Raw genomic sequence first — 544 nt, forward strand, 5'->3', positions numbered from 1 at the left:
CTCTAAAACAATGTCCGCCTGCTGTGAAACATTGGATGGTACCGATACCGTCCATTGCTTAGAAAAGACCTTTTCGCCATTCATTTGATAAACAGCCAGCTCCATCTCGTCCTCATAAGCTTCTAATCGGTCATTTACCACCCAAACCTTCAGCTCTTTTCCTGGTTCGTGGTCAATCGTTAAAAGAACAGGACTAAAGAACTTCCTGGCATAATGATAAGAAGCTTTCGGCAATAAATAATAATCGATAACAGACCAGCTAGTACCCGGCCAGCAGTCATTTAGCTGCCAAAATAAAGCGCCGCTTGTATGTGGTTTATTCCGGCGATAATGTTCGATGCCAAATTTCAATCCTTCTGCCTGCGTTAACATCGAATAAGCAATGTACTCATCTAAATCCTTCGGAACACCAGTATAGCCTTCCATCAGCAAAATTCCTTTTGGATGATGAATATCCTTATTGCGGTACGCCATTTCTTCGCTTCCCCAGAAAAACTGATCCTTCGGGATATTTCGTTCTAACGTGTAGCGGTTGGAAGAGGCG

Annotated in this window: 1 pseudogene; it reads right to left on the bottom strand. The window is 43.2% G+C overall.

Annotated elements, in window-relative coordinates:
* Positions 1-544 (bottom strand): annotated as a pseudogene (locus V7659_RS22170) (glycoside hydrolase family 2 protein); the annotation flags it as partial.

It is taken from the genome of Neobacillus drentensis, from assembly GCF_036966985.1.
GTDB lineage: Bacteria > Bacillota > Bacilli > Bacillales > Cytobacillaceae > Neobacillus > Neobacillus drentensis_E.